Annotated in this window: 25 protein-coding genes and 2 pseudogenes; 11 read left to right on the top strand and 16 right to left on the bottom strand. The window is 45.5% G+C overall.

Annotated features, from left to right (window positions below; genetic code table 11):
* Window positions 1-7 precede the first annotated feature (7 nt).
* The 3 genes from nuoD to R2Q26_RS05815 are packed head-to-tail and all read right to left on the bottom strand — an operon-like array spanning window position 8 to window position 2,580.
* Window positions 8-1,726 carry an NADH dehydrogenase (quinone) subunit D gene (gene nuoD, locus R2Q26_RS05825; protein WP_317535415.1) on the bottom strand — a complete coding sequence of 573 codons (1,719 nt, stop codon included), beginning with the start codon at window positions 1,724-1,726 and terminating at the stop codon, window positions 8-10.
* A gap of 3 nt (window positions 1,727-1,729) precedes the next feature.
* On the bottom strand, window positions 1,730-2,248 hold the full coding sequence (locus tag R2Q26_RS05820; RefSeq protein WP_090571824.1) for an NADH-quinone oxidoreductase subunit B: 519 nt from the start codon (window positions 2,246-2,248) through the stop codon (window positions 1,730-1,732).
* A complete protein-coding gene (locus R2Q26_RS05815) occupies window positions 2,194-2,580 on the bottom strand; it encodes an NADH-quinone oxidoreductase subunit A (RefSeq protein WP_317535414.1) in 387 nt (128 codons plus the stop codon). The genes R2Q26_RS05820 and R2Q26_RS05815 overlap by 55 nt, the downstream gene beginning before the upstream one ends.
* A 639-nt stretch (window positions 2,581-3,219) precedes the next feature.
* Here R2Q26_RS05815 and R2Q26_RS05810 point away from each other — a divergent pair.
* The 7 genes and pseudogenes from R2Q26_RS05810 (at window position 3,220) to R2Q26_RS05780 (ending at window position 8,981) form a co-directional block, all read left to right on the top strand.
* Window positions 3,220-4,584 carry an NAD-dependent succinate-semialdehyde dehydrogenase gene (locus R2Q26_RS05810; protein ID WP_317535413.1) on the top strand — a complete coding sequence of 455 codons (1,365 nt, stop codon included), beginning with the start codon at window positions 3,220-3,222 and terminating at the stop codon, window positions 4,582-4,584.
* Between the two features lie 125 nt (window positions 4,585-4,709).
* Complete coding sequence (locus tag R2Q26_RS05805; RefSeq protein ID WP_317535412.1) at window positions 4,710-5,612, top strand: HlyD family efflux transporter periplasmic adaptor subunit; 903 nt, start codon at window positions 4,710-4,712, stop codon at window positions 5,610-5,612.
* Window positions 5,609-6,778, top strand: a complete 1,170-nt coding sequence (devC, locus tag R2Q26_RS05800; RefSeq protein WP_317535411.1) for an ABC transporter permease DevC — start codon at window positions 5,609-5,611, stop codon at window positions 6,776-6,778. Before R2Q26_RS05805 ends, devC begins: the two co-directional genes overlap by 4 nt.
* The gene (locus R2Q26_RS05795; protein ID WP_317535410.1) at window positions 6,778-7,455 is read left to right on the top strand and encodes an ATP-binding cassette domain-containing protein; all 678 of its coding nucleotides are present in this window, start codon (window positions 6,778-6,780) and stop codon (window positions 7,453-7,455) included. Before devC ends, R2Q26_RS05795 begins: the two co-directional genes overlap by 1 nt.
* 74 nt (window positions 7,456-7,529) lie before the next feature.
* Window positions 7,530-7,727 (top strand): hypothetical protein, encoded by a 198-nt coding sequence (locus R2Q26_RS05790; RefSeq protein ID WP_317535409.1) that lies wholly within the window; start codon window positions 7,530-7,532, stop codon window positions 7,725-7,727.
* A 387-nt stretch (window positions 7,728-8,114) separates the two neighbouring features.
* Window positions 8,115-8,251, top strand: a pseudogene (locus tag R2Q26_RS05785) (IS481 family transposase); the annotation flags it as partial.
* A gap of 517 nt (window positions 8,252-8,768) precedes the next feature.
* Entirely contained in the window at window positions 8,769-8,981 is a 213-nt protein-coding gene (locus tag R2Q26_RS05780) for a hypothetical protein (RefSeq protein ID WP_317535408.1), read from the top strand.
* A gap of 375 nt (window positions 8,982-9,356) precedes the next feature.
* On the opposite strand, the gene cas1 is transcribed toward R2Q26_RS05780, so the two are convergent.
* Both cas1 and R2Q26_RS05770 read right to left on the bottom strand, forming a co-directional pair.
* Window positions 9,357-10,445 (bottom strand): CRISPR-associated endonuclease Cas1, encoded by a 1,089-nt coding sequence (gene cas1, locus R2Q26_RS05775; protein WP_317535407.1) that lies wholly within the window; start codon window positions 10,443-10,445, stop codon window positions 9,357-9,359.
* A complete protein-coding gene (locus tag R2Q26_RS05770; RefSeq protein ID WP_317535406.1) occupies window positions 10,438-11,355 on the bottom strand; it encodes a hypothetical protein in 918 nt (305 codons plus the stop codon). The genes cas1 and R2Q26_RS05770 overlap by 8 nt, the downstream gene beginning before the upstream one ends.
* 239 nt (window positions 11,356-11,594) lie before the next feature.
* On the opposite strand from R2Q26_RS05770, the gene R2Q26_RS05765 reads away from it, so the two are divergent.
* Together R2Q26_RS05765 and R2Q26_RS15495 are read left to right on the top strand one after the other, a co-directional pair.
* A complete protein-coding gene (locus tag R2Q26_RS05765; RefSeq protein WP_317535405.1) occupies window positions 11,595-12,200 on the top strand; it encodes a TIR domain-containing protein in 606 nt (201 codons plus the stop codon).
* Window positions 12,119-12,391: a TIR domain-containing protein gene (locus R2Q26_RS15495; protein ID WP_411182323.1), complete on the top strand. Its 273-nt coding sequence runs from the start codon at window positions 12,119-12,121 to the stop codon at window positions 12,389-12,391. Before R2Q26_RS05765 ends, R2Q26_RS15495 begins: the two co-directional genes overlap by 82 nt.
* A 39-nt stretch (window positions 12,392-12,430) precedes the next feature.
* On the opposite strand, the gene R2Q26_RS05760 is transcribed toward R2Q26_RS15495, so the two are convergent.
* The 8 genes and pseudogenes from R2Q26_RS05760 to R2Q26_RS15485 form a co-directional block, all read right to left on the bottom strand.
* Window positions 12,431-12,925, bottom strand: a complete 495-nt coding sequence (locus tag R2Q26_RS05760; protein WP_317535404.1) for a hypothetical protein — start codon at window positions 12,923-12,925, stop codon at window positions 12,431-12,433.
* A 362-nt stretch (window positions 12,926-13,287) separates the two neighbouring features.
* The gene (locus R2Q26_RS05755) at window positions 13,288-14,979 is read right to left on the bottom strand and encodes a DUF262 domain-containing HNH endonuclease family protein (RefSeq protein ID WP_317535403.1); all 1,692 of its coding nucleotides are present in this window, start codon (window positions 14,977-14,979) and stop codon (window positions 13,288-13,290) included.
* A 385-nt stretch (window positions 14,980-15,364) separates the two neighbouring features.
* Complete coding sequence (locus tag R2Q26_RS05750; RefSeq protein WP_317535402.1) at window positions 15,365-16,288, bottom strand: phage exclusion protein Lit family protein; 924 nt, start codon at window positions 16,286-16,288, stop codon at window positions 15,365-15,367.
* A gap of 169 nt (window positions 16,289-16,457) precedes the next feature.
* Window positions 16,458-16,850, bottom strand: coding sequence for a hypothetical protein (locus R2Q26_RS05745; protein WP_317535401.1), 393 nt, complete (start codon window positions 16,848-16,850; stop codon window positions 16,458-16,460).
* Between the two features lie 157 nt (window positions 16,851-17,007).
* Window positions 17,008-17,205 (bottom strand): HNH endonuclease, encoded by a 198-nt coding sequence (locus R2Q26_RS15490; RefSeq protein WP_411182324.1) that lies wholly within the window; start codon window positions 17,203-17,205, stop codon window positions 17,008-17,010.
* Between the two features lie 52 nt (window positions 17,206-17,257).
* Complete coding sequence (locus R2Q26_RS05740) at window positions 17,258-17,539, bottom strand: hypothetical protein (protein ID WP_317535400.1); 282 nt, start codon at window positions 17,537-17,539, stop codon at window positions 17,258-17,260.
* Between the two features lie 177 nt (window positions 17,540-17,716).
* A complete protein-coding gene (locus R2Q26_RS05735) occupies window positions 17,717-18,046 on the bottom strand; it encodes an IS5 family transposase (RefSeq protein ID WP_317535479.1) in 330 nt (109 codons plus the stop codon).
* Between the two features lie 31 nt (window positions 18,047-18,077).
* Window positions 18,078-18,389 (bottom strand): annotated as a pseudogene (locus tag R2Q26_RS15485) (IS5 family transposase); the annotation flags it as partial.
* A gap of 565 nt (window positions 18,390-18,954) precedes the next feature.
* On the opposite strand from R2Q26_RS15485, the gene R2Q26_RS05730 reads away from it, so the two are divergent.
* Together R2Q26_RS05730 and R2Q26_RS05725 are read left to right on the top strand one after the other, a co-directional pair.
* On the top strand, window positions 18,955-19,197 hold the full coding sequence (locus R2Q26_RS05730; protein ID WP_317535478.1) for an OST-HTH/LOTUS domain-containing protein: 243 nt from the start codon (window positions 18,955-18,957) through the stop codon (window positions 19,195-19,197).
* A gap of 178 nt (window positions 19,198-19,375) precedes the next feature.
* Complete coding sequence (locus tag R2Q26_RS05725) at window positions 19,376-19,675, top strand: hypothetical protein (RefSeq protein ID WP_317535399.1); 300 nt, start codon at window positions 19,376-19,378, stop codon at window positions 19,673-19,675.
* 70 nt (window positions 19,676-19,745) lie between these two features.
* Here the strand turns inward: R2Q26_RS05725 and R2Q26_RS05720 are convergent, their stop codons facing one another.
* From R2Q26_RS05720 to R2Q26_RS05710, 3 genes are all read right to left on the bottom strand, one after another.
* On the bottom strand, window positions 19,746-21,248 hold the full coding sequence (locus R2Q26_RS05720) for an aldehyde dehydrogenase family protein (protein WP_317535398.1): 1,503 nt from the start codon (window positions 21,246-21,248) through the stop codon (window positions 19,746-19,748).
* A gap of 62 nt (window positions 21,249-21,310) precedes the next feature.
* Complete coding sequence (locus R2Q26_RS05715; RefSeq protein WP_317535397.1) at window positions 21,311-22,420, bottom strand: NAD(P)-dependent alcohol dehydrogenase; 1,110 nt, start codon at window positions 22,418-22,420, stop codon at window positions 21,311-21,313.
* Between the two features lie 50 nt (window positions 22,421-22,470).
* The gene (locus R2Q26_RS05710; protein ID WP_317535396.1) at window positions 22,471-24,015 is read right to left on the bottom strand and encodes an FAD-binding oxidoreductase; all 1,545 of its coding nucleotides are present in this window, start codon (window positions 24,013-24,015) and stop codon (window positions 22,471-22,473) included.
* Window positions 24,016-24,025: the final 10 nt, after the last annotated feature.

Raw genomic sequence — 24,025 nt, 5'->3', positions numbered from 1 at the left:
TTTCCTCCTATCTGTCTATATCCGCCAAGACGTAGTCGAGGGAGCCGAGGATGGGAATCAGATCCGCCAAGAGGTGGCCGCGGGCAAGTAACGCCAGAGCCTGGATATGGGGAAAAGATGGGGTGCGGATACGCAGGCGGTAGGGATTTTCCGAACCGTCGCTGACGACAAAGTAGCCGTTCATTCCCTTAGGCGCCTCGGTTACAAAGAGGCTTTCCCCGGCTGGGAAACGCATACCCCGGCTCACTGCGATGAAATGGTGGATCAGGGTTTCGATGTCTTGCAGCGTTGCCTCCTTACGTGGAAAGGCATAGCGCGCCTCTGCGGAGAGGACCGGCCCGGCCGGCATGTTCTGCATGGCCTGCTCGACGATGCGGAGACTCTGGCGCATTTCTTCCAGGCGCACCTCGGTGCGGGCCAGGGCATCGCCCTCGGTAGCGGTAGGAATCTCGAAGTCGTAGTGCTCGTAGCCGCTGTAAGGACGTCTTTTGCGCAGATCCCATTCCAGGCCGCAAGCCCGTAGATTGGGTCCGCTCACTCCCCAGTCGATAGCTTCTGCTATGGACAATACCCCGATACCACGGGTGCGGCCACGCAATATGGGGTTGTTCGGGAGCAGTGCCTGGTATTCATCGATAGCAGCCGGCATGCGCTTCAAGAAACCTTGCACCGCCTCGTGCCATCCCTCAGGCAGATCCAAGGCCACGCCGCCGATGCGGAAAAAGCTTGGATGCATGCGCCCACCCGTGATGAGTTCCATCACATCGTACAGGTATTCACGCTCACGGAAGGCATAGAAAGGTGGCGCTAACGCCCCCGTGTCATGCGCATAGCTGGCCACCCAGACCAGATGACTGGCAACACGGCAAAGTTCGCAGAGCATCACCCGGATCACCTGAGCACGTGGCGGCACGGTAATTCCGGCGAGCTGTTCCACTGCAAGCACATAGGGTAGTTCGTTTTGAACACCAGCCAGATAATCGATGCGGTCGGTGTAAGGGATGTAGCTATGGTAAGTTTGACGTTCGGCCATTTTCTCCGCGCCGCGATGATGAAAACCGATATCTGGCTTCACATCGCGTATCTCCTCACCCAGCAACCGCACTACCAAACGCAATAGACCGTGGGTACCGGGGTGTGTGGGGCCGATGTTGAGGATCATTTCTTCATTACTCATCCCCGGTTCGTGATAATCCTCGGCACGGTAACTTTCCATGATACTGCGATAGCGAGCTTCGGGCAGTTGGTAGGGTGGCATCTCGGTGGCACGATTGGGATGTGTTTTGCGCAAAGGATGACCTTCCCAGTATTCGGGCATCAGGATACGCCTCAGATCGGGATGACCGTCTATGTGGATGCCGAACATGTCATAAAGCTCGCGTTCATACCAATTGGCAGCTGACCATACGGTGCAGACGCTGGGTAATACCGGCGCTTCTGCAGACAAACTCACCTTGAGGCGCAGGTCGGCATTGCCGGAGAGGGATAGCAACTGATAAAACACGGTCAATCCACCATCTCGCTCCGTCTCGTCAATGGCGGACAGGTCGAAGAGCATCTCAAAACGGGGCTCTGCCTTGTGTTTAAGGAAGGTTAGCGTTTCGGTGAGACGTTCAGCTGGGATCAACAGGGTGTTGATTCTGTCGTGAGGCAGTTCGCTAGGAATAGCGTTGAACTGTGTCTGCAATTGGGTGGTGAGCGCTCGCTGTCTGTCTCTATCTGCCATCTGCTATCCCTCTACTCTGTGACCGAGTGGTCGACGCTCTTTGCCTACTGACTCTTGCAATAATACTAGTCCCTGCAACAGCGCCTCAGGCCGCGGCGGGCAGCCGGGCACGTAGACATCCACCGGCAGGATCTGGTCTATCCCTTGCACAACGCTGTAGATATCGTACATACCACCTGAATTGGCGCAGGACCCCATGGAAATAACCCACTTGGGTTCGAGCATCTGGTGGTAGAGACGCAGAATCATCGGCGCCATTTTAATGAATACGGTTCCCGAGATGATCAACAGATCCGCCTGACGCGGTGAGCCACGCATGATTTCGGCACCAAAGCGAGCGATATCATAGCGCGGCGTGAACGTCGCCATCATTTCGACGAAGCAGCAGGAGAGGCCAAAATTGAATGGCCAGAGTGAATACTTACGCCCCCAAGACACCGCATCTTCTAGTTTGCCGAAAACGGCTGTTAGAGGTCCCTGGTTGTTTTGTCTGGACTCCATGACAACCCTCCTTTGCACCATTCATAGGCCAAGCCAAGCAACAGAATCAATATAAAAACAATGGCACCAATTACACCTGGCAGGCCCAATTCCCAATAGGCTGCTGCCCAGACAAACAGAAACATTGCTTCAATATCGAATATCAGGAAGGATACGGCGATCACATAGAAGCGCACTGGAATCTGAGGACGTGCATCGCCGGTAGGAGGGACACCGCACTCAAAAGGTTGTTCCTTATCCCACTGCGGCCGATAGCCACCAAGCCAGCGTGATAGACTCAACAAACAGAGTAGTGCGACCAGTACGAGTAGGGCAAATAGACCAATAACGGCAGCGGATTCCGAGTCTTGCATTTGGTCCCTCCTTCAACTTTAAGGCTAGTTGTTATGATTGAGTCGTTTAGTATTTTTTCCTTTGAAAATTGAAACTCATTAGCAAAGTGCTATTCAGGCAGATAGCTGGTGCGGAAAAAATCCAGCTTAATTCGCTTTTGTTACAAAAGGATGCTAAGGGATAACAAATAGCCAAGCAATAATGCAATTGCATACATAATCCTAAAAACTGCTTTTAGGATAATTTATTCTTTGGTAGCAGGAAACTCTCAAGCTCACCCTCTGCTTGAGGATTAGTTGAAGAAAAATAGAATGAGCAGGGAGGTGGGGTAAAAGAGCGATCGACCCATACGATCGTGCTATCCAACAGAGCTGGCAAGGGGTCTAACAAGATTGTTTTTGTGTATCAGAAATTACGTCAGGGGATCATCAATTAAACCTAGTGTTTAATTGCAAAAATAAGTTATTTTATTATCTTAGTTAACCAGTTGTTTTTTATAGATATAAACCTCAGAAAGCTTGTAATGAATTAATGCAATTAAACACTAGATTCCTCATGTCCAATTGAGGAATCTAGGTTAAATTGAAATTATTATGCTCAGCGCAGAAGTATTATCTGATAATGATAAATGAAATTCATTTTTAAAGGGTGCTAACACAATGTCCATGCTTTCAATCAATCCCGTTACAGGGCAAACGATACAATCCTTTCCCGTTTGGCAGGCCGATACCATTGACACCGTTTTGAGTGAGGTTGAATCAGCGCAGGAAGGCTGGGCCTTGCTTAGCATTGAGCAGCGATCTGTTTATATGCGTAAGCTGGCACAGGTTTTTCGTCAGCGTCGCGATGACTACGCTAATCTGATCAGTGAAGAAATGGGAAAATTACTGAAAGAAGCCAGAGCCGAGATCGACAAATGCGCACTGGGTTGTGACCATTTCGCAGAGCATGCTGGAACTTATCTGGCTGATGAAATTATTGCGTCTGATGCCAGCCGCAGCCTTGTCGTTTACCAGCCCTTGGGTACTTTATTGTGCATCATGCCGTGGAATTTTCCTTTCTGGCAATTGATACGTGCTGCTGCCCCTGCGATGATGGCGGGCAATACCGTGGTACTGAAACATGCTTCCAATGTGCCCCGTTGTGCGCTTGCGCTGGAAGAGGCATTTCGCGAAGCAGGATTTCCTGCCAATACTTTTCGCACATTGATGATCACGGCAAGCCAGGTTGAAACAGTCATTACCGATAAACGCATTGTTGCTGTAACCTTGACCGGTAGCAATGCTGCCGGACGCAAAGTTGCTGCCATTGCAGGTCAGCATTTGAAAAAATGTGTACTGGAACTAGGTGGGTCGGATCCCTTTATCGTACTCGATGATGCCGATCTTGAATTTACGGTAGCACAAGCGGTTACTGCTCGTTTCCAGAATATGGGGCAAAGTTGTATTGCCGCCAAACGCTTTATTCTCGTGGATGCCATTGCGGATTCATTCGTACAACGCTTTAAAATATTGATAAATGAATTACGCAGCGGTGATCCCAAGATAGAAACGACTACTCTTGCGCCGATGGCGCGTACCGATTTACGGGATGTTCTGCATGCGCAAGTTGAGCGTAGCCTTGCCATGGGCGCTACCCTCGTGACTGGCGGAGAATTTGTCGGTACCCAAGGCGTTTATTACGCACCAACTATCCTGGATCAGGTATGTCCTGGCATGCCTGCTTTTGATGAAGAATTGTTTGGCCCGGTAGCGGTAATGGTACGGGTTAAAAATACTGAAGAAGCCATTCGCTTGGCTAATGAATCGCCATTTGGCCTGGGTGGAAGCGTATGGACACGTGATGTGGCACGAGGTGAGTTTATCACTCGCCAAATCCAGGCTGGCAGCGTTTTCGTCAATGGCATCGTTAAAAGTGATCCGCGTTTACCGATTGGCGGTATAAAAGAGTCTGGGTTTGGACGGGAGTTATCCTGTCATGGCATTCGTGAATTCGTGAACATCAAAACCATCTGGGTGAGATAGCAGCGTCGTCTATGGTGTCGGGTATCATTTAAGAGTAGGAGATAGTCAGATAACCCATCTAAATTCTCTGATTTTCCTATCTGTATCTCCTTTAGCCTCTTTAACCCAATATCGCATAATGATTCATGTTCCAGAAAGTAAGTAATTGTTTTTTTATCATCGTTGCTTTTATTCTCGCGAGCTCCAGCGTATTGGCCGAGATGCAATGTTTGCTTGGTAATAACAATCCAGGAATTGGTGCTTTAGGCCGCATCGAGCCCCGCTCCCGCGTGATCAAGGTTTCCCATAATGCCGGTCCGGAAGGTGCCAGAGTAGAGCAGCTTTTTTTTCAGGAAGCAGATCGGGTTAAGTCGGGTGACAAGCTAGCGGTGCTTTCGGATCATAGTAAGAAAAAGGCTGAAGTGGAAGCAGCCAGTGCACGCGTCAAGTCGCTGGAAGCACAACGGATCGTCGAGCAGGTCGCGTTGACTTTCAATAAGAAGGAACATCTGCGTTATCAATCGCTTGAGCAAGAATCTGCTGCCAGCGTCTCTCTTGCTGATGCCAAACGTTTGGCATTTGAGCAATCCGAAGCTAATCTTAAACGCTTGACGGCCGAAATAGCCAATGCTCAAGCCGAACAAAAAGTCTCTGAAGCAGAACTTGAAAATACGCTTATTTATGCCCCCATTTCCGGCATTATTTTAAAGATTCATACCTGGCCTACTGAACGAATCGGAGATAATGGGTTGTTGGAAATGGCGGATTTAACCCAGCTCGATGTCGTTGCAGAAGTCTATGAAACAGATCTGCTTCGTGTCCAAGTAGGACAAAAAGGCTGCATCAATGCTTCTGGTTTCAAGCGGAGTTATCACGCCCAGGTCAGAGAATTGGGTTTTCTCGTCAGAAAGAACGATTTAAATGACACGGATCCACTGGCAGACCGGGATAATCGCATCATTGAAGTGCGCCTGACACTCGAACCCGAAGCAATTGCTGAGTTACAGCATCAGATTTTCCGGCAGGTTTGGGTTCGAATTGCACGATGAATCTCGTTGCCTGGATTTATTTCCCTGCCCGTTTAGCCTGGCGGCAATTGATCTTTGATCGTACCAAATTGGTTGCAGCTACGTGTGGGGTGTTATTCGCCTGTGTGCTGGTGTTTATGCAACAGGGATTCAGGGACGCGCTTTATGCTAGCGCTGCTTCTGCACCGGTAAAGTTGAATGGCGATTTGTTTCTGATACATAAGCAAAGTGAAGCGATGTGGCGTCCAGTCCACTTCACTCGCAGTGAGCTTATGCGTACGTTGGGGAACCCAGCAGTTGCCGAGGTTTATCCACTTTATCTAGGGCTAGCTCCTTTCAAGAACATCGAAACCCGGACTAAAAGAACGTTGATGGTTTACGGCTTTGATCCGGATTCCGTAATCTTTGATATCGAAGATATTATAAATATGCGAACTGCATTGCGGCTCAAGGATACGGTGCTGTTTGACGAATATTCCCGCCCCGAATTTGGACCAGTTCGCCAATTGTTGGAAGCAGGCCGGAATGTGACAGAAATTAAGGATTATAAAATCACCGTCATCGGACTTTTTCGGTTGGGCGTATCATTTGCTGCTGATGGCAATATAATCACGAGTGATCTGAATTTTATGCGTATCTTTCCGGACAGAAATCTCGACGCTATCGATTTGGGTGTCATCAGGCTTCATCCTGACGCATCGATAAAACAGGTACAAGCCGAGCTTAGCAGTCAGCTTAATGAGTTCGTCAATATTTTTACTTACGATGAGTTACTGCAATATGAAAAAGATTACTGGGCAAATATAGCGCCCATTGGATTCATTTTTGGCTTTGGCACGGTGATGGGACTGGTGGTGGGCCTGGTAATCGTATATCAGATTTTGTTTACTGATATTACCAATCATCGTCATGAGTTCGCAACGCTAAAAGCCATGGGCTATGAACATAGTTATTTTATTCGCGTGGTATTTGCGTCTGCCTTCTTTCTGGCAATTTTGGGTTTTATTCCTGGCTATCTTTTTTCTCTCGGCCTATATCACCTGGCTGAATCACAAATATTCATGCCAATGCCGATGACTTTCAGCAAGGCCATGACTGTATTTCTGTTTATTCTTTCCATGTGCATGACAGCAGGATTTCTGGCAATACATAAGTTGAAAGCTGCCAATCCAGCCGATATGTTCTGATGTCTCTCGTCATCGATGTCAATAACCTGAATTTCAATTTCGGCAGCGGCGCGCTCACGCAGCCTGTTCTGAAAAATGTCACGATTTCAATTCATAAAGGCGAGATCGTGTTGATGACAGGTCCTTCCGGTTCAGGTAAAACCACATTCTTAACCATTATCGGTGGGCTGCGCCAGGCTCTTCACGGCAGTGTGATGGTGCTCGATCAGCAATTAATTAACAGTAGCGAGCAGGTTAAAGTTACTGTTCGTCAACAGATCGGTTATATTTTTCAGCAGCATAATCTGCTTAAATCGCTTACTGCGTTGCAAAATGTCAGCATGACTTTAGAGATGCAAGATAGGATGACTGAGCAGCAGAGACTTGATCGCGCAGCAGAAATGCTGAAAGCTGTGGGGCTGGGTGACCGACTCAATTACAAACCAGATCAGCTCTCTGCGGGGCAGTGTCAGCGTATTTCCATTGCAAGGGCTCTAGTGGGGCAACCTAAAATCGTTCTGGCCGATGAACCAACGGCCTCTCTGGATAAGCAAAGTGGTCATGAGGCTGTCACGATTCTTGAGCGATTAGCCAAGGAGTCGCAGACCACAATTCTGCTGGTGACGCATGATTATCGTATTCTGGATATTGCCGATCGGGTGGTGGAGTTAGAAGATGGAATGATCAAAGAAAGATAATAAAGCGATTCTATCAGGAAGTCATACTTAAACCTAAAAACCGCAGTTGACCGCTTGATTGGAGAGTTAAGTCCATGACATATAGAGGCATTCCTGGAATTTTCTCATTCACCAGAATGGTGAGGCCGCTACGAGGAGCATCATGTGTCGCTCCAGGCACGAATGCGGCGTTGCTCTTCGTTGCAGGGAACGGCCCTGCGGCCTCATCGCGCCTTGCCTCGCATCTGGACCACCACACGCTTCACCCCGTCCAACTGCGGTTTTTAGGTTAAATTGACCTAGCAGGCCGTTGAAAAACGTATTCAAGGTAGTCAGTAATAGGCAAAAACAGGCGAAGAAAGCGGAGTGTATACCTGATAAATGAGCATTTTGAGACTGCTTTTAATACCGCAGCGGCAACGTAGAAAGTTTTTCAATAGCTTGTGCTAGATAGGAGATAAAGAGTGTCTGGATACCCTAATGGAGAGTTGATTTAAGGATATCGACCAGGAAGGGTACGTTTCATCACTCTAGCTCAAGTAATGTGTTCTCTTTTTCCTAAAAGCTAAATGAGTACTGTGAGTATTGCAATCACTAACCTAATTATGGTTACTACAGCCTAGTTGTTTAGCCCCGCAGTATGATGTTGTAATATACAACCAGCTACTGAAGGAGGAATTATGGGACAGATACTGCATGGAAGCGCCCGTACGACAGAGGCGACCTGTCGAGCGATAAACATAGTCAAGAGAGCCTGAACGTTCTGGCGGAGTGTCACGGGATTAATCCGAAGACGGTGGCGAAGTGGAAGAAGCGGATGGCGATGCGGCGGAAGTCTTTTATTCTGCGGGGGGGAGTATAGTCGAAAGGCAAAATCACCGAACAATTTGTCACATTATACGATAAAACAATAACTTACCCACACAAACTACTTAGAAATTAGCCAAGCCCTTCAAAACTGCCCAATATACCCCTGTTAGGTATATGCACACCCAAGAAATAGTCAACCACTCCCAGAACTATTCAATATACCTATACTAGGTATATGTCCATCCTCCAAACATAGCACAACTTTTCTCTCTGCCTCGCACCTCTCCACCTAGCAAAAAAAATTTCTCTACCCAGCCCCTTACTATTGCCCAGCGTCTAATAACCGATTCTAGCCAGCTCGCTCCACACCGGCCACCCATCAAAGGCTATCCAACATTGGATCAATTACTTACATACAACATAAAAATATTTGCTGAATAGATTCAATCGCACGCTATAAGGTCATTTTCTGCAAACCCGGGTTGATATAGTCAATTTATGATCAACGCACCAGAAACCAGACCATGAACGAGAAGCAAGTGATCCTCACCTGTGACATACCCTGCGAGTTAAACAACATTCTTACCCGGTACGCATACTCAATCACCACAGACAAGACCGCCATTATTCTTGATGCACTGGCACGTAACAGCCAGCATGCTTTGGTGTGTCTAGCAATGAAGGATAGAGCCTATATGCCGACATTGAAGGGAATTAGCGCTTGGAGAGTGATATAAATGGGTGTTGCTGGCATATACCGTTATTATCAAACATCAGGCCACCCGCTAGAATATGCAACGTGCGATTGTGGCGAAAGTCGCTCTGCCGCCCTGCGTAAAAAGCTGGTGAATGGTCGGGTAAAATGTCGTAATTGCACCTCACCCAGAACAAATAAGGCGTTCTGCGTTATCTGTGAGCAAACCGCCCCCTTAGAACGACACCACGTAGCTGGACACGCCCACAAGATGACGGTAACAATCTGTATCAACTGTCACGCATGTATCAGCTTTACACAACTACAACATGATGAAAATCAAAACACTAGCCTTTTTTATGGCTGGTTATACATCATTGTTGAATTTATACGATGTGCCATATTACGAAACGATGAATTACAAACGTAATAAAAACAGCGTGTAATCTTTAACTATCCGCTCTACTGACGATTGCAACGTACTCACCTTTTCCACGACCACTCGCCGCAAATTGGTATCCAAGCTGACAACACCACGCTCAGACGTTAAAAAATCGGTACGCCTCCACTTAACTGACTTCATCCAAGTTAGAAGTAATTTATCGATATCTGCACGTATCAATTCCAACAAATCCCACACTAAGGAATCACGCCGATCATTATCAGCATGCAGGCTCCCAACAGCAGTATCTAATCCCAACAATGCACAATGTCTCTTAACTATCCCAGCTACTACTGTATAAGCGTAATTCAGAATAGCGTTAACCGGGTGTGTGGCGTGTCTGTTTCCAGTGTTACCGATTCCACTACTACGGCGGTCAAATTCACTCCACCAAGGTGGAAATTTTGCATAATGGTTTAAAGTAAAAGTGTGGTGTTTCCAGTATGCACCAGCAATCCGTCCTTCAACTAATCTGAGATCATTGACGCTGACAAGCTGACTCAGGGTATCCCCATGAAGTAACTCGTGTAATTCCTGCGCGTTTGGTAAATCCGGGAACGCGTCTAAACATGCCGCCAGCTTGCCACGCAACACCCAACGTGCAATGACTACCACATTACCCGAGTATTGCGCCCGACGTAATGAAACAATTGGTTTATCCACATGCTGCAACAATACCGAGGTATTGCCACCGGAACACATCATTAACCCTATACGCTGCGATTCTAGCCAGTGTAACGCATCAATGGTTACAAACCCATTGGGTGAATCAATCACCACCCATGCAAGCCTATGTACCCCTCTCGGATATCTAGTGGTAGGGGGTGCCATATCCGCCAAGGTTGCACCCTGCTTTATAACTAAACTATCGTTATCCACGCTAACAGATGGGCTGATACCTGTAAGCGTTATCACCGTGGATGTTCTTAAACGCTTTAACCAGTAGTTTGAAGATGCTCGCAATTCCCTCATGGGCAAGAAATGCTGAACCGATTCTCCACCATCTTCACGTGTAAATCGTTTTGGTCTGCAATCTAATGGTTCTTTAAACTGCCGTTTACTCATGATTAAAAAGGGCCTGTGTAAATTCAATACTATCCGTTTTAGACTGTGTAGTCTGTTCAATACCCATATGCGCTCCCACATACACTAAAACTTTAGGAAGCAATTCAATGATTCTTGCCCGGTGTGTAACCACAGTTAAACATCCAGCCACGCACAACAATCTAACTATGAAGTCAAACTCATGGCGGTCTATTTTTAGATTTGGCGACACATTGAAATTTATAAATTCAGCAATAGTGCGGTTTTTGTTTATCGGTGAGTATCCATTGATACTGCATAAGCCCCCTAGGATAGGGGATACCGCATCAAACACGCTTGCACTATCTTCAAATGCTGATTGCAGCGTATCATCAGAAGCCGCCGCAAGGTCTCGCTCAAATTGATAAATAGAGAATAGCTCTAACAAATCCTGTAATGGGCTTCGAGGTTGTTCTGATACAGCGATATGCTTACTAAGCAATTCGAAATACTTGTCGAAGACCGGCCTTGGAGAAACTAAGCATGTTTGTATCAGGTTTCTAACATTTTCATTGAACAACACCGAAGGTTTCCTAGAAGCGATAAACTGAGAATCTTTTACAAATCGTTTGGGGTTATTGTGGGTGTTGTGTATAGAATCGATCACATCTAACAACTCAACACGCAAACCAGCGACCCCAATAAAGAACCCAGAAGCCAGCAATGCACGCCTAGCACGCACCTTATCGATACGCTTGGTAGTAACGCTCTTCATTATGCGGATTCTATCAACGCTATCGGGTGCCCATTCGTTATTTACCCCATCTTTGAACCCCAGCCCAACACGGGTTGGGGTGGTCAAGAATCCTTCCTTAACCCAATCCCTAAGCGTTTTAGGGGTTAAGTCTGGGAACTCGCCTTTAATTGCCTGCAATAACTCGCTTGTTTGCATATTAACACCCATATCAATAGAACGTAATATAAAGTATGTTAACTATATTTTTCATATAATAATGTGTCAATCAAACGTTATTAATTTTTGCTGCATCGTTAGATATATTCTAAAAACATATATCATATTACAATTGCGTAATGCATAAACTGTGCTTGGCCACGCCCAGTTAGCTTTACATTAGGCTCTCAAACGAACACTATAAATAGGAAAGGACTTAAAATTTGAGCATTAAATTCTTGGAGAATGATTTCGATAAGGTAAGCTATTTGGTAAACCTATTGACTTCGAGAGCAACGGGGTTAGCCGCTGATTCGCGGGAATTTGAAACATTGCGCAACGAGTTATTAAGCAATTCAAATATTTCGTCTCTTCTACCGCAGTGGTTAAAACAACATCCTAATCTCGATACATTCTGGGGGTTCATCAAGCAAAAGTTCGGAACCTATGCCGAGCGAAGAACCTTTATATCTGAAGAGTTCACTCCAATCCTTGATGCTCTTGAGTTCGGACAACCTATTCAGCAACCTTTGCCGACCAACACATTCCCAAATATGGCTCAGAGTCAACCTCAGGTTGTCGCAAGAAATAAGCGAAAGGTATTTATCGTACATGGGCGTGATAATGAGGCAAAGCAAGAGGCCAGCCGCTTTATCGAAAAACTCGGTTTAGAAGCAATTATTTTGCACGAACAAGCTAGCGCTGGCATGACTATAATTGAAAAAATAGAGCACACTATTCAAATGACGCAGATTTTGCCCTTGTGCTCTATACGGCTTGTGATCATGGACGTGGAGTTCATGAATCGAAAATTCCTCCAAAAAATAGAGCACGTCAAAATGTAGTCTTTGAGCACGGCTATCTTATGGCGAAGCTAGGCAGGAAAAACGTATGCTCGTTGGTAAAAGGTGACATTGAAACACCAAATGATATCAGCGGTGTTGTGTACGTATCTCTAGATCAGTACGGCGCTTGGAAGAATGCGGTCGCTAAAGAGCTAAAGGCTTGTGGGTATGCAATTAATAGCTATTTATAATCATTAATAAAGTAATAGCTCAAACTTGATCTGGAAGCTTCAATAATTAGCCTGCATTAAATCTGACATTATAGAAGGGTTAGGCGTTGCCAGCGAGGACAGGATAAGTGACCAATCATCTGTAGATACCTCAATAGGAACAAAGACAGTAGTTCCAGTGATGTTCATTGCTGCGGAAACACCACCTGGACCAATATCTTTCAGCAGGGGCCACTGAGATTTAGCCTCATTAGAATGGACTCGACGTGCTGGAGTGCCTAAAGGATGAATCTTGAATGGAAGCCGCCACTTCTCGGGCCAGATGTCCGTCACCTCACTATCGGGATCTGGCTCTAAGTAGACCAAGAAAGGCGTAGTAAAGGAATGAATTTCGTTGCAATAGAGAAGCCCAGCCGCCCCAACCTTCATGCGTTTTGATTTTGTAATTCTTCCCTTCATGTCTTTCGATGAAGTTTCATTGACTGCCCACATCTGAGCGCCGATCCCGGCCCAAATGTTCGTCAAGTTCTTCGATGCAAAGCAGAATAATTCCACGTGACTCCTCCCAGCACTCAAACCGCCTTCAGCGGCCTTGCAAGTAAATATAAAGTATCGATATATTTTCTATGCTTTTATCATTACTGGCAATAAAATTGTTACGTTTTGTCAAGTTTAATAAATGTATATCATCCTTATAAATGGAATGATATACAGCTCTGGAGATCTTGATTGTACTGGCTACCCCATATTATGAGGCCAGCTTATCGGAAATCTGACATTAATTGATTGAAGTCGGCCCCTAGTAGACATTTAAAGTGAGTAGTATTTTTTCTGTCCTTTTTTAGAGCCCTAACTCCAACTCCGCTGAATAGCACGAAAAACATATGCCCATCTCGGTGTATGGGTTTTATTGGTAATTAGCTTAGTTGATCTTTAAAAAAACTAATGAGATTAGACTTAAAATTAGCTTCTTTCAATTCGATATCATCTTTTACCCAATCATTTTTATGATACTTACTTAAATCCAATACACAAGCAATTTTAGATGAGCTGTATTTTTGCTTTTTAATTCCAAAATATCCATTGCCAGCTTGAATATTTAGCTTCTTTTCAAAAACAATTTTATTTCCAAAACGATCAAGATATAAAGCCGCATCGCTTATATTCCACCCATTATAATTTGTATCTTGCCATTTTTTTGGGAAGATATGTTCTATATCAAAGGTATCAGGAATAAGCTCTGATTGATTAGGATGCAGGTACGCATATAATAGCAAAAGTGCTCTTGATAATTTGGATGATGAATGACTATCAATTTGTTGGTTTAATAGTTCTTCATTGAGTGTGATTTTAAACTGTAACTGATTTTGGTTTTGTAATGAAATGCAGCTTGTATAAATATCGTCTTTTATAGCATTAACTGATGGTGCTTCTATGAATTTTGCAAATAGAAAAGCAACTAATTTTTGAAGCATTTTGCAAAAATCAATATCAAATGTTTCACTATCTTTATTTTTTAGAAAAAATACACTTGTAGCATATTTCCAAAATTCATTTGGATAGCAAGTGAGGCAATGAAGATATTTTCGAGTATCTTTGGAAAACTCATATTTAACCTCATCTTCTGGTACTTTATTTACGTTAATGTAACGCCAAAAATTAGCTAATTCCATAATTTCAGAGATAAGATTTTCAACTTTAAGCCTGCTATATTTGTTTTCAGCATAAAATTTACGTAATCCAACTTCTTTTGATTTATCATTGTTTCTTGCTCTCAATATGTGAGTGTAATATCTAAACACATCATCTATAGAAATTTTGGCATCTTTACAAATTTGTGTAAGGTCTTTCCAAGTATTTGTAAACTCCTGACGCTTGTGTTCTGTTTCAAGATAACGATAAATTTGAGCTTTAAAAATATCGGAGTCAGCTAATGGCAAGCCTCTGTCATTAAGAGTTGAAAAAATTGTTAATGCAGTTTCTGTTGTGTCACACTCGATAGGCAAAATAATACATTTCTGAAGAATTGTGATACACAGTCGTTTCCACTGCATTGGGTTGGTTTCTGCATATTCATCACATTGCTTTTTAAAGAAGCGATAGTTAATAGAATAATTATCAGTAGCAGAGTCTATAGTTGACCCTGTTTCAAGAATTTTATGAAAAGTATCATTGTCTTCTTCTGTGGCTACTAATGATTCAATATGAATTTTTGTTTTCTCTGATACTTTTTGAGAAATAGGATTAATATCCCAAATACAAGGTGCTATCTGATTTTTAAGCCCTACTACATCTTCATCCTCAATCATATTTTCCAATTTTCTATAAAAGGCCCTTAACAATAAAAAAAAGGATGTGACACGTTGCTGCCCATCTATAATTTCTAAGTTTTTTTCTTTATTGATGTAAGAAACAATAGTGCCCAAAAAATAGTCTGAATTTGTCTTTGCATCAGTTACAGTGAAGTTTTCAACATCGTTCCACAGCGTTTCACATTTCTCAACATCCCATTTGTAAGGGCGTTGAAAATCAGGAATAATAAATTTTCTATCTTGCATTTCGCTGAATAGCTTACTAATACTTTTTTTACTTACGTGTAATTCCGCCATGTTTATTATTAATATGTTTGTTATTAGTTATTGATTATATATTTGTAAATTTACATTTTTTGTCGAGGACTGTAAGCTGGATTGAGTAACGCGAAACTCAGCCAAAACTTGAATTTTCTAAATTGATTTGCATTTAATTTGATCTATAGATTCCTAAACTTTATGTTGACGCTTGGGTTTTATTTTCGTCCCTGCAAAATATCAAGCGATTGTGGAAAATACAAGTCCAATGACTGAAACTGGCTGATTTTTGCCGGGTATAGCCGTCGCAGTTTGACCCAAACCAGATAGTGAGACAGTACAAAACTCAGTTTTAACGAAGATAACGCCTTGTTCACCGGAAAATTAGGAGTGTAGTGAGTAATTTTCCCAAGTACACTATTTGTTAGATGCTACTTTCTAATGCATCAATTGCTGATATTGCAAGCTGCCTATAGCTAGTTACAGGCACTGAGGGGAAATTAATCTCTTTATACTTTAAGAGCGCAATGGCAAGTGAGGCAAAATATAGCCAGTAGAAGTCATTCTCCTCCAAAGTAATACCCCCAAGAGTTGCTGACCAGCGCTCATATACCGGAGGATGAGTGTCTGTACCGGCAATCTTATCTTTAGGTGTAGCAACAGCTAAAAATGCGTTTCCAAGTGCTATACCCATAGATCGCTTCATGCGGACTTTATCTTCTGGATATCCGCTCAAAATGGAATATTTATCAATTTGGGATAACATCATTTCAGAGGCGAAAGTATCACATTTCATTTCTTCCTCTAATGGGTTTGATGGGGCATTACCCTCCGATTCAAAAATCACATGTTTCAGTTCGTGAAGAAACACATATGCGGTTGCCATGAGGATAAGATCGAATACTGCTGCCTGTTCAATATTTTTTGGCTTGCCATTTTCAGGCTTAGGAATTCCTTGAGGCCAAGTGAAGTCATGCTCACTTGCAACACCACTTAGCTCTCCAATAATCTCGATGATCTTTGAAAACCGCTCATTCTCTTCCTTCTGATCTGGGAGCCCATCAATTTCATCAAGATCAAATTTTAAGCCATAGCACTTTGCCAAGACTGCTACTGCAGAATAACAGTGCAGCGCATAAAGCCCGGAAAAACCAAAGAGCCACAATTGCTCTAAAGATCGTTGTGTAAACTGAATAGCACCAAAAGCGCCGGCATCAAGATTAAACCCTACTTTATCGCCAATTCTTCGGAATTTGGCTGAATGTGTTTCCACTAGATCTAGAACCTCATCTAGTCTCTCAGGCACAACACCTTCAAATAGCTTTTGTAACTCTTGATTCTCGTTCATATTCGGCCTTGGCATCTAATTCCACTTCAAAATCAAACATGATGCGAAGGCGAGCCGCAGATAGTATAAATAATACGGAAAGAAGTAGCCGGCAAAATCAAGTTTGATTTAGAAATGTAATAACGTTGGAATTCAGCGGCCGCCGAAGGCGGTCCGCTGGAATGACGGGTTAGACATCATCGTCGAGAATGCAGATTTCGTAGAGTTCTGGGCTAAGGGAGTCAATATCTAAGCTTTCCAGAGTAAGGTTGTCTGGAATTGTGAACCCAAGTCCACGCAAGTACTCAGCATGGTTTGCGGGAATGACGGCACCAGATGATCCATCGTGCCCTGAACCGTCTAAGTTCACGGAGTAAAGTTGCTTCCCGCCACCATTTGGCTTGGCATATACGTGTGCATGTCGCTGGGTCAATGTATTTGTGTTCTGTGAATCAACACGCAACGAATTCCGAGTGTTTGGTATGTTCTTATACGTGTGGTGTTCGAGCGCAAGAAAAAGCTCACAGAGCTTTTTCTCCCTCTCATCCCGTTTTTCCCTCAAGAAATCTTTGAATCGTTTCATCTCATTACCCAATGATGTCTAACGCCCGCGTTAACAGGCGTCTATCAGCGAAGCTGGTAGACGCCTGTTGAACAACCAGTTAGGCTGCGAGGAGCGTAGGCACGGCTTTTCGGTTGAAATGGCGCTTGCGCTATTGATGGCCGTGCCACATGAATGCTCATTTTCCGCCCTTGCCGAAAGTTGTTATTTTATTTTCCTTCTTTTTTATGTTTATACGATTATCTCTGTGAACCATTCTCTGGTGGCAGTCCAAGCACAATGAGATCATTCCTTCAATCGTGGATGGGCCGCCTTTTGCGTATTCAAATATATGGTGCGACTGGACATTTTCGGTTGATGCGCAAAACTGACACATTCCCAAGTCGACTACACGTCTCTGTGCTTGGGCCTTCCTATGGTCGGCCGGCCTATTCATCGTCATCACCATTACCATTGCAACCTTTCTCCAACTGTTTACTCTCTGCACGACTCTGAGTCAACTGCTGGGTTGAATTGGCCTGCAATGCCAAGTTTTCGTTTCTTCTTTTTAACATTAGCTGGAGAGATTCAAACGGCCCATCAATGCCAGTCAGGTCATCTATCTCGCCCTTTTGCTCAAGTTCGTCAACATAATCTAGTATCTTTAGGTGGAGAAGTGCGAAGTGGGAAGGAAATGTTGTGCTGTGTTTAGATGGTGGGGGTATACCCACTATAGGTATGTTGAGTAGTTTTAAGGGTTATTGGTTATTTTTGTGCGAGCATATACCTAGTTGGGGTATATTTGGCAGTTTTGGAAGTTTTAGCGAATTTTTAGTTGGCTTTTTGATATAACTATTTGTTATATATGTGAATGTGACAAATTGTTCGGCGATTTTGCCTTTCGACTATCACCCCCCGTCTTTTATTCTGCCGAACGTGCGCTCAATGACATTGCGCTGTTTATAGACGGCCTTGTCGTATTCGTACTGGACCTTCCTGTTTCTGCGGGGCGGGATGACAGGCGTTGTTCCCCTTTGCGCAAGCCACTCTCGTAACGCTTTGCTGTCATATCCTTTGTCGGCCAGCAACTCCTTCGACGGCGGCATGGCAGCAAGACAGGCTTGGGCAGCTTTGTGGTCGCTGACCTGGCCGGGGGTAAGAAGCATCACGCGCGGACGCCCCTTGCCGTCGGTCACGAGGTGGATTTTGGTTGTTCGTCCACCCTTGCTGCGACCAATAGCATGTAAGAAGGCCCCCTTTTCCGCTACCAGAACAACGGTGGTTCTTGATATAAGTGCTGTCGATCATCAGTCGGTCCGGCTGTCCTTCCGCTCCGGCCAGCACGGAGAATATCTTTTCCCACACGCCGCGCTCTGCCCACCGGATGAAACGATTGTAGAGAGTTTTCTTCGGACCGTATTCCCGCGGTGCATCCACCCATCTGCCACCGCTCTTCAGAATATGCACAATCCCGCTTAAAACCCTTCGGTCGTCAACGCGCTTCAGACCCCGCGTGTTCTGCGGCAATAGCGGTTCAATTCGCGCCCACTGCTCATCCGTAAACCAGAATAATCCGTCCATGATCCAATCCCTCCCTCTGAGCATTGAATTATGCTTGTCTTTCAATGGGAATCTTGAAATTATTCGTAATCAAAGAGTCTGAGCCCTAGTCTATGGTTTTGGCCAGAAAAAACACCAGAATCATTGCAAGCGGCCTACAACGAATTCAACCTAAAATCCTCAGTTGCAATTTATGATAAAAACGGCTAGAACCTAATACTGCTAACGGTTTGCGGTTAAAAATATAAGCTGTTCCTCAGTTGTCATAAACAAGCTGAAAGCAAGGTATGGCAACACTTTCAGCTGATTTTAACTGTTTTATTAAAATTTCACCCAACTGGTGATGATAAGAATCTTCCAAAACACCTTAATTTATAGGATTCTAAAGCAATTAAAAGACTTTAACCGGGGAAAATAGGTTCAAATACTCCGAAATCCTCTCGCAAAATAAGCAGGTCGACAGTGAAAACAGTCTTTCTGTAAAAATGGAAGACGCTTCCGGCAAACCTAAAGCGAGTTCGGAAAAGAAAACCCAAAAATCTGAGATACCTTCGAGCGAAGCTGCAACCATACCCGGCACTAAAAAATCTCCAAGGAACTGGCGAGAGACACCAAACTGGTTTCACTGATCCGCTCCGCAATTGAAGCACTTTCTGATGAAAATGGCTTTGCTCACATGGGCGAAGTGAAAAAACATATCGTGAAGAATTTCTCGGCGTTCGATTCACGCAATTACGGTTACGCAAAATTCAGCGAACTTATCAGGACCATTGGTTTGTTCGAAGTAGACACTCAGAATCAACGTATCAAGGATAAAAGGAAAAAATGAGCGAGGTATGTGTTCATATAGCTGACGAAATGTTATCTCGTCTTGCGGCGACAGATTAACTCCGCCAATCCTAATTCAGATCAAACGCCGTAGGGGACGTAAGTTGGTCACGTTGCCAAATGGCGAAACTGCAAAGACTCAGCCTTAGGACACGGCGACAACATTTCTGCAATTGGCTTTGGCCAGAGGTCACCGCTGGCTCGCCCTGCTGGAATCTAGTGAAGCTAAGTCACTTAGAGAGATCGCTGCCCGCAAAGGAATCGATAGCAGCTACGTAAGCCGGATACTCAATCTGACTACGCATGCGCCGGATATTGTGACAGCTATTTTGGACGATGCGCTGCCGAACCACATAGCGTTGTTTGATCTGGCGGTCGATCCACCATTGTTGTGGGAGGAGCAGAGGGCGAGGCTTAGCCACAGTCTGGACGCCAAAGCTAGAATCCCTTTAAATATCCACCTTACCTACACATATTAAAAAAATGAAAGCAAATTAAGGATAATCTCAGCCATTTTGCTGCTGAACTACCGCATTGTTTCTCAACTCATCAATCAATGGTTCGTGCATCGAAAGGATAGTGACGCGGCTTGTGTTGAATACTGATCCATTGATCAGTAGTAAAAGCTGCGACGGCCCATGCTCCATTGAAACGACCGACTCCTGAATTCTTTTCACCACCGAATGGGTTGTAAGGTAAATCGTTGATCGGTTGATCATTGATATGCGCCATGCCTGATTCGAGTTGTTGTGCGAACCGAAGGCCGCGCTCGGCGTCTTGTGTAAACACAGCGGCAGCAAGTCCAAGATCAGTGTCGTTGGCGATTTTCAGCGCATCGACTTCATCGTGTGCACGTATGAGCGGCGCAATGGGGCCGAATGATTCCGTTTGTGCCAACTGCATTCCATTGGTAACTTGGGAGAATACATGGGGTGGAAGTACCAAACCTTGTGCGTCACCACCCAACATTTGTCGGGCTCCCGATGAAATGGCATCGTGAATCCGTTGCTGCAGACCGTTTAACTGGGATTCATTGATAATGGGGCCGATCATTGTATCAGGGGCATTTGGGTCACCTGCTTTCAGTTGACGCACTCGATCCACAAAGCGTTCTACAAAATCATCGTGAATCCGATCATCAATAATGAAGCGATTAATACTCATGCAGGTTTGGCCCTGGTGTAGAAATTTACCAAACACGGCAGCTTCCACAGCTTGTGCCAAGTCGGCATCACTCAATACCACAAATGGGCCATTACCGCCTAATTCCAGTTCGAGCCTTTTTAGTATTGGTCCCTCGGCAGCCAATCTGGCTATATTGCGGCCAACCGGTGTTGACCCGGTAAATGATATGACACGAGGAATGGGGTGGGTGACAAATGCATCGCCAATCTCGCTGCCTGCACCTACGATAACGCTGAGTACACCCGGAGGCAATCCCGCCTCTTCAAGGATTTTTGCAAGCAGCAATCCGCCCGTTACGGGAGTATCACTGGCTGGCTTGACCACGACAGCATTCCCAACAGCAAGCGCGGGTGCTGCAGAACGAGCAGTGAGCTGGAATGGCCAATTCCAAGGGCTGATCACACTAACGACCCCAACGGGTTTACGATACATGCGGCTTTCCTTGCCGGGAATGTCCGCCGGAAGAATCCGACCTTCCACCAAATAAGGCAGCGTGGTTGCCTCGAGCAGCACGCCATGTACGGCATTCCATTCCAGATTGGCTTTGATGCGTGTACTACCGGACTCTTGAATAATCCATGTGACAATCTCTTCACGTCGCGCTTCCATGATCTGTGCCGCACGGCGCATGATTGCCGCCCGCTCACCCGGTAATAATGCCGCCCATTCAAGTTGCACCTTGGCGGCACCACGATAGGCTTCGTCCATGTCATCGCGATTGGCATGCGGTATTTCGACAAGAACTTTACCATCATAAGGATTAAAGTCGTTTAAAACCTTTGCTCCCTTGCCGTGGCGCCACTGGCCGTTGATCAGTAACTGATCGAAATTTGAATAGGGCTGTGGAGATTCTTTTTTCTTTTCCATAATGCATTCCTCATGCGTGTTTTCGTAGAAAATCCACTCAAAGTGTAGTACAAAAATTTGTACTACAGCCGAATGATCGGTTTAATCGTGACACCTTTCTCACTATTTTCAGCGGCCTGATTGATTTGATCGAAGGAATAAAACTTCACCAACTTGTCAAAAGGAAATTTTCCCTGTTTATATAGCTCAACGAGTGCCGGAATAAAAAGATCCGGTTTGCTGTCGCCTTCGATGATTCCGATGATACGTTTTCCTGTCGTCATCACACCGTTGACATCGAAGCTCGCTTCAGTACCCAAGGCAGGGGCGCCGACAATACCGCATGTTCCCCGGATAGCCAGTGCATCAATGGCTTGACGCAATACGGCAGGGCGTCCACTTGATTCCAATGTGAAATCTGAACCTCCTCCGGTAATTTTGCGAACTGCTTCGACCGGATCAGTTTCTCGGCTGTTAATAGTATGGGTTGCACCGAGTTCCATCGCCAAGGCTAGGCGCGAAGGAATTACGTCTGCCGAGATGATTGTAGTAGCGCCCGCAGCATGTGCTGCCATCACGGCACTGAGTCCCACTGCACCGCCACCAAAAGCTGCAAAACTGCTGCCCGGACTGACTTTGAGTGCGTTCATGACGGCTCCCGCGCCGGTCTGAATGCCGCAACCCAGCGGACCCAGTAGCTCCAAGGGCGCATCTTTGGGCACTTTGATCACGTTACGTTCATGCACGAGTGCAAAAGTACCAAACGACGATTGCCCGAAGAAATGGTCATGAATCGGTTTTTGTGCATTGCCTGTTGCAAAGGTTGACGTGCTGCCATCTTCGCGTGCGCCACCGAAATTCAATGCATAAAAATGCTCGCAGTAGGTCAGGTCGCCACGTAAACAAGGTTTGCAGTGGCCGCACCACATATAGGTCAGCACCACATGGTCACCAACAGAGACTTTCTTCACATGACTGCCAATCTGTTCGACTACTCCCGAGCCTTCATGCCCCAACACCACCGGCAAAGGCACTTTGTAGAACTGATCACGCGCAACCATATCGGTATGACACATTCCCGTTGCTACGATCCGGACGCGCACTTCATCGGAGCGTGGATCATCCTGTATCACGTCTTCAATCTCAAATGGTCCACCTTTTTGACGGACAACGGCTGCCTTGATTTTATTCACGTGTACCTCCGCTTTGGAATGGTTATTTCCTACTCAAAATCAAAATGAGACTAGCGAATGCCTGATTTCCCCGGAGCAAGAATTCCATTGGGATCCAGTGCTTTTTTAAGTGTTTTGTGAACATTTCTCTGCACCGGGCCATAGGTTTCAGCGACTTTATCCATGAATGCTGTATTGACGCGATAAGTTCCATACCCCCGCGCAGAGAATTCAGTCAGCAATTCATCAAAACACTGGTAGGCTGCTTTCGTCTGCTCCGGGTCGGTCTTATCGTACAGTACGTCGACAATATGATGCATATCACGCATCCCGACGATGAATTCACCGGAATAATCCAGGCCGTATTTGGCAAGAATCTGCTTGGTCAGGGCCATCTGCTTGAGAGTTTCGCTTCCTCGTGCCTGGGAAACAGGTGCGAACCACATCGACCCGCCACCTCCGCGCCAGTTATATAACGAAAATTCCGTAAGCGTCATTTCTCCGCGCATGAGCTTAGCGCGATAAACAAATGCGGGATCATCTGCCGCTTCCTGCTCCGTCAGGATTTTTGCCTTGCCGGATCGAGCGAATGCCTGTCTCACGATGTTCCAATTTACATCAATCTGTTCCTGCGTGCCATAGAGCGCGGCGTACACATTCCAGATTCCCAGTTTATGATCTTTCATAATTCGATACACTGCTTCATCCGGAATCGAGCCAGGTCCGCTCACGTAGTCACTACGCCGAGCCTTCACAGGCGCTTCATACAGCGCATGGGCGATGACCACCGCATTGGGAATAACACCGCTGATGCGTAGCGGGCGAATCGTTTCCACGATCTCCACGATATCTTCTTCATGCTGGTATTGGATGACAAACGGCTTGAATGCCGGTGGTTCAGGCATTAACCAGAAACCGAATTTGGTGACAATGCCATAGTTGGATTGCGTAAAAATGCCATCCAGATAAGGACCATACCCCCATTTGAATACCTGCCAGGTGTTGGAGTTCGGCATTGAACCCATGCCGGTGCGCAATACTTCGCCATTTGCAAGTACAACTTCCATGCCGCAAGCGAACAGGAATTGCTCACCATAGGGCGTATAGCCAACACCACGATCCAGTGTATTACCAACCGGTCCCGCAATGGCGGAAGGGGCGGGCATGGATAACCATAAGCCCAGTTTGTGTTCTTTGATGTAGTCATAGAGCTGCTGATAGGTTACACCCGGCTCAACCAAAGCAAAGGCTAAGTCCTTATCTACTTCGAGGATGCGATTCATACGCTTGAGATCAAGCACTACCTGACCACGCTCTGCCGGAGCTGCCGAGCCATAGCCCAGATTCTTGCCAGTGGAAATGATCCAGATCGGTACTTTGTATTGATTGCAAATTGCAACGATTTTCTGGATTTGCTCGACGGTTGTCGCGAGCAATGCGGCAGAAGGTGTATGCTCAGCATCAGGAACCGGCATCATTGTCTTGATGTAGGGTGCAAGCTGTTCCGCGCTGATGAGCACAGAGTCATCGCCCAGTACCTTGCGAAAATCGCTGATAGCTGCATCGAAGTTTTTTTCCGATACGCCTTTTGGCAATGCGATATATTTACTAGTCATGCTGTGTTCT

It is taken from the genome of Nitrosomonas sp. Is37, assembly GCF_033063275.1.
Taxonomy (GTDB): domain Bacteria; phylum Pseudomonadota; class Gammaproteobacteria; order Burkholderiales; family Nitrosomonadaceae; genus Nitrosomonas.
Note: the sequence above shows the minus strand (reverse complement) of the source record. Positions and strands in the feature narration are given on the sequence as shown.